The 5,182-nt window shown below is 36.8% G+C and carries 6 protein-coding genes; 4 read left to right on the forward strand and 2 right to left on the reverse strand.

The window, feature by feature from the left end; genetic code table 11:
• The first annotated feature begins 80 nt into the window (after window positions 1-80).
• Window positions 81-407 (forward strand): phage integrase N-terminal SAM-like domain-containing protein, encoded by a 327-nt coding sequence (locus LC574_RS25665; protein WP_229456361.1) that lies wholly within the window; start codon window positions 81-83, stop codon window positions 405-407.
• 65 nt (window positions 408-472) lie between these two features.
• Here LC574_RS25665 and LC574_RS25670 read toward each other — a convergent pair whose 3' ends face one another.
• Window positions 473-676 carry a hypothetical protein gene (locus LC574_RS25670; RefSeq protein ID WP_229456362.1) on the reverse strand — a complete coding sequence of 68 codons (204 nt, stop codon included), beginning with the start codon at window positions 674-676 and terminating at the stop codon, window positions 473-475.
• Between the two features lie 522 nt (window positions 677-1,198).
• Here LC574_RS25670 and LC574_RS25675 point away from each other — a divergent pair.
• From LC574_RS25675 to LC574_RS25685, 3 genes are all read left to right on the forward strand, one after another.
• Window positions 1,199-1,705, forward strand: a complete 507-nt coding sequence (locus LC574_RS25675; protein ID WP_229456363.1) for a hypothetical protein — start codon at window positions 1,199-1,201, stop codon at window positions 1,703-1,705.
• A 282-nt stretch (window positions 1,706-1,987) separates the two neighbouring features.
• Complete coding sequence (locus tag LC574_RS25680; protein WP_229456364.1) at window positions 1,988-2,815, forward strand: hypothetical protein; 828 nt, start codon at window positions 1,988-1,990, stop codon at window positions 2,813-2,815.
• Window positions 2,815-3,786, forward strand: coding sequence for a hypothetical protein (locus LC574_RS25685; RefSeq protein ID WP_229456365.1), 972 nt, complete (start codon window positions 2,815-2,817; stop codon window positions 3,784-3,786). Before LC574_RS25680 ends, LC574_RS25685 begins: the two co-directional genes overlap by 1 nt.
• Before the next feature lie 4 nt (window positions 3,787-3,790).
• Here LC574_RS25685 and LC574_RS25690 read toward each other — a convergent pair whose 3' ends face one another.
• On the reverse strand, window positions 3,791-5,014 hold the full coding sequence (locus LC574_RS25690) for an acetate kinase (RefSeq protein WP_229456366.1): 1,224 nt from the start codon (window positions 5,012-5,014) through the stop codon (window positions 3,791-3,793).
• Window positions 5,015-5,182 lie beyond the last annotated feature (168 nt).

Consider the following 5,182-nt stretch of genomic DNA (forward strand, 5'->3'; position numbering starts at 1 on the left):
TATCCCTTGGTGTTATCAAGAACTTTTCCGTATAACATCCTGATTTAGAGTATTAAACGGAATTTTTCTGTATAACACCGATGGAACAACGCCCAAAGAAACTGCTTGAACAAGTACAAGATGTTATTCGGCTTAAACACTATTCTTACCAAACAGAGAAGACTTACATTTACTGGATTCGACGCTATATCCTTTTTCATAATAAACGCCATCCTTCATACATGGGAAGTACCGAAATAGAAACGTTTTTAACGCATCTTGCGGTTCATGAAAATGTGGCTGCATCAACGCCAAATCAAGCACTTCATGCTGTTCTAAGGAAACGATCGCCTTCTGATTTTAATGAAGGCGATCGCATCCACAATCACAGCCTTGAGTGCGATGGCGTAACGCAAGAGCGTAGCTGATCGTACTTTTAATCAGTCATGTTAAGGATTATAAGTTCTTCTGAAACAATGTAGCGTACAGCAGGCTAACGATGCTGTTGAGCCAGGGCGAACGCATCTAAATATTGACGAAGTGGTAAGAAGAGGAAGTAGTATAGTAGTACAGATAAACTAGATAAGACATGAAGGGCGATCGCGGGCGCTCGTGAGGAAAGAAATCGGACTCTTGATGGTAAAGTAATTGTCAAAGGTGAAGGTAGGAGTAAAAAATAAACAATTTCTAGCTGCAATGGATAATCAATATTTAGCTAGATTACTTTCTTTGGCTTAAATATGATTTTACAAAGCATTGAATTAGGCTGTAACTACTTTTATATTTGGGATTGCAGTCCTCTAATTAATGTTGCCCATTTACTGCTAATTGTTGATTTAAGATTACATCCTCACGGCAAACTATAAGTTTTTAATATCAGAGTTTTTACTTTGATTTACGCTCACTATTTATCTAAGTTAACTGGCTTTATTTTAGATATTTGAATTTCCTTTCCGATTTTTATTAGCAATTAAGATGCGTTCGCCCTGCCGCAGTGATGGACTCACTGCAACGCAGTGGCTTCAAAATCTAAAATGGTGTTATTCTTTTTCTAAAAGAAACTTGTCTTTAGGAAATCATAACTTTTTTTAGTAAAATTTTTTGAAATTATTAAGTTGTTTTGACTTTAGTTACTTTTTTTTAGTCAAAGCCTTGAAAGTTTTGACATAACCTAAAATTATATTATATTTATATTTAAATCTGAAATCTCTAAAATGTCATGGTGAATAATATTCTTAACGAAAACACGGAAAGTAATGGTCAAGCTATCGAAGATGGGGAAGATAATAGTAAACTTAGCAAACCAAGTAGTAAATTTAAAATAAAAGTTAAGAAGTTGAATGCTAAGGGAGAAGGATTCAATATTGATGATGTTATTGATGCTATTAAAACAGCAATAGTTGAAGTTGTCGAGCTAGAAATTACCACTTGGGTTCCAGACTCCTCTACTCAGTTAGAACAACCGCAAGGTCAACAAATTGCTCAACCAGGTAATCGAATGTACACCGTAATTAATCTAATTGATGGTGATATAAATAATGAAGTTGGTAGTCAATTTGTTGGGAGTGGCCCATATACAGAACTTCGAGAATTTCATCTAAGTCAAATCAAAGAAAGTCGGGAGATTATGCAAAAAAATATAGAAAGTTTGCAGAAGTTGTATGGATTTTTTATAGAAATTATTAAATCTCGTAAAACTTCACAACAATCGCCATCCCGTCTATAGTAGTTGATATTTATTAATAGTCACCCTAAAATACCTACCAGGGCTATTTCATTCTCATCTAGCCCGCCTCAGAATTTATTCTGAGGCTAATAGCACTCATTCGTCTAAAGACGACTAAGAAAGGCTTTTAGTCCACTAAAGTGGACTTAAGCTATGAGCCGCGGAACTTTAGTTCTGGGCGGTTTATGTTTAGAACGAAATAGCCCTGCAATACCTACAGGGAATGAACTTGTCCAAACCTGTAGGTAAATTTGCTTTAGAGAAATTAAGGAAGTTGTTACTATGTCTAATAAAATTCAAGAACAAGCCAAAGATTTGCTAGAGAAACTAGTCTCATCTGTACATGGATTAGTCGATGATATTACAGCTTTAGAAATAAATACGATGGTTGTGGAGCAAATTACTGGCGCAAAGTTTAATGCTTGGCAAGCGTATGAAGAGATTTATTCCATAAATGACAAAGACTACTTTAATGTCAAAGGAATTCCAAATCCAGACGATTTACCAGAACCAGAAAAAACTCAAGCTCAAGAGCTACGCGAACGCTATACAAGTCTATTTTTACAACTTGAAAGAGAATATTTTTACATTCTCCTTGAACAAAGTAATAATACTAGTGAGCCAGACCCTAGGATCATACAATATCAGCAACGTCTTAAATATCAGGTGGAACATAAAGCAAATATTGTTCCAACTGATGAGGAATACATAAAATTAGCTCGACCAATATTGCCTGCTCCAACTCCTGTTGCAGATGAAGAAGATAATAATCAAAAAAATTTGCGACAAAGGTGGCAAGAGATTGAAGAACTTTTGAATAATGATAAATTTATTCGTACTCTGCGGAAAATGTCTGAACTTAAAGCTGCACTTAATAGTGGTGAGATTACCAGTGTAGATATTGATATTATTTATGCTCAAACTGTTATGCAGTTAGATGGAGATATTATCAGCCGTTACCATAAAAAGGTATTTGAATTACCTGAGGGAGATAGAGATTTAATCCTAAAAATACATAATGAAGGGATAGTTGCTGGAGAAAAACAGTGGCGTGGAACACTAGATTTTCTGATTAATATTGTACAAAATATTGCAAAATTATCCCGATAATGAACGCTTATAAAACACACACAGATTCTCAAGCTGATGTTCAACTATCTTTCTTTCTGCAAATTCCTCAAGGCACTCCTATTGAACTTGAAATTAAGATTGAGCCAGCACAGTATACTTTTTATCTAAATTATGCAGTTTTAAAACAAATTGAGCAAGCACGAAAAATAGGTTGCTCTCTCTATATTCCACCAAAATTACTAGCTTATCTTTGGTACTATAACTGCTTTAGCGATAATATTTGCTTTAGTAATAATACTGTACAATACAATAAATTAGTAATTAATAAAAAAAAGTTTCAAATTTTTGATAATACTTTTATCGTAAATTTTATTAGATTATTGTGGAGTAAAGCATTACAAAATAAATCAATATTACAGTATGGGCTTACTTTTAATTCTTATTATAAAAAAGATACATCAGCTTTAGATTTTTGGGAAGAAAAAGATATTGTTTTACAAAGCAACGTCTTATTTTATGGCGACATAATTCACAAAATCAGGAGTGATTTTATCCAAAATCCTGAGTGTTTAAATATTGTTTATGTGCATTATTGGCTTATTGAACAAATACTAAGCCGTCTTCGGGCGAAATTAAATCTATTAGCTTGGGAACTAGCTTCGCTGTTTCCTGCTGGTTTTGTAGCTTACAATCTCTATCTAGCAAATTGGATGCTATTAATATTTGCTTGGTTAGGATTAACTATATTATTTGCTATTACCCGTTATGTAGTTGTTAATCAACTTCAAAGGAGTACTTCTATCAACTCTAAATTTATAAATGGGTTGATATGGACGCTGATTTGTCTCATCCCTAGTGTTGTTGCTGGTGCTACTAGTAGCTTTAGTAAAGTTAATGCCTTACTATTACCGCTTTTGTCCCTTATGACTCCAAAACTTGCAGAGTACATTTTAAGTTTTATCGGGCCGCGAGTTGGGAAATTTATCATACGTAGGTTCCTCTCATTATGAGTATTCATAATTCTTTATATAATAACTGCCAACATTGCCCAGCGATCGCCCAATCTTCTTGAGTATGAATAACTAATACCCTTACTGCTGAATCGGGTGTGGCAATATCCTCATCAACAGGCTGCTGTTGATTTTTTTCAAGGTCTATTTTTAATCCCAAAAAACCAAAGGCTTCACAGGCGGCTTGGCGAATATCCGGGGAATGTTCACCTACGCCTGCTGTGAACACTAAGGCATCTAATCCAGCCAAACTGGTAATCATTGCACCGATACCAGAACGTAGGCGATGTACGTAGATATCCCACGCCAATTGAGCGCGGGAATTACCTTGAGCGATGGCTTCTCTCACCTCACGCATATCGCTAGATACACCCGAAATTCCCTTTAACCCAGAAGCTTTATTTAATATATGATCCAGCTTTTCGACGGAGTAATTGCAGTAACGCAACAGATAAATCAGAATTCCTGGATCAACTGAACCAGAACGACTACCCATCATTAATCCTTCTAAGGGCGTGAATCCCATTGTGGTATCAATGCTGCGACCGTTTTTAATCGCCGTCAAAGAGCAGCCATTACCAAGATGACAGGTAATTAACCGCTCAGGGGGAACATCTCGGTCGAGAATTTGGGCAGCACGTTGAGAACAGTATTGGTGACTGATACCATGAAACCCGTAGCGACGGATTCCTTGCTCTACCCACTCATAAGGGCCGGGATAGATTGCTGCTGCATCGGGTACAGTAGCATGAAATCCGGTATCAAATACTGCTATCTGGGTGACATCTTTTAAAATTTTTTCAATTGCTTCTATACCTGACAAAGCGGCTGGATTATGTGCTGGAGCTAGGTTAGATAGACGAGCGATCGCCTTTTTAACATCCTCCGTAATTACCACACTATCTCGATAATCCTCTCCACCATGTACTATCCGATGCCCCACCACATCGATTTCTGACAACTGATCAATTACCTTGGTAGCACCATCACTAAGTGTATGAAGTATATAAGTGAGGTGTGCCTGTGGGGAATCACCAGAAATTGATTCTTGCAGCGTTGCACCCGTAGCAGTTTTCACCTCAATTTCTGCCACACCCCGATCTTGAGTCCAGTTGATTTTACCTTCCCAAAGGGGTTGGGGTGCTTGGGTGGGGAGAGCCTCATCTGCAATCTCATATAGACAACTCTTTTGGCTGCTCGAACCGGCATTTAGCACCAATATCTTCATATGACAACATAAAAACATGACCTGCTTTGATCATGTCATTAAGTACAGCATTTCATTAATTCGTAGCAAATTAAATTTGGCAATACCCTGCAATGCCAATGTGTCGGCTTACAATGCCAATGTGTCGGCTTACAATGCCAATGCATCGCCTAACAATGCCAATGCATC

This window comes from Nostoc sp. CHAB 5715 (assembly GCF_020829685.1).
GTDB lineage: Bacteria > Cyanobacteriota > Cyanobacteriia > Cyanobacteriales > Nostocaceae > Nostoc.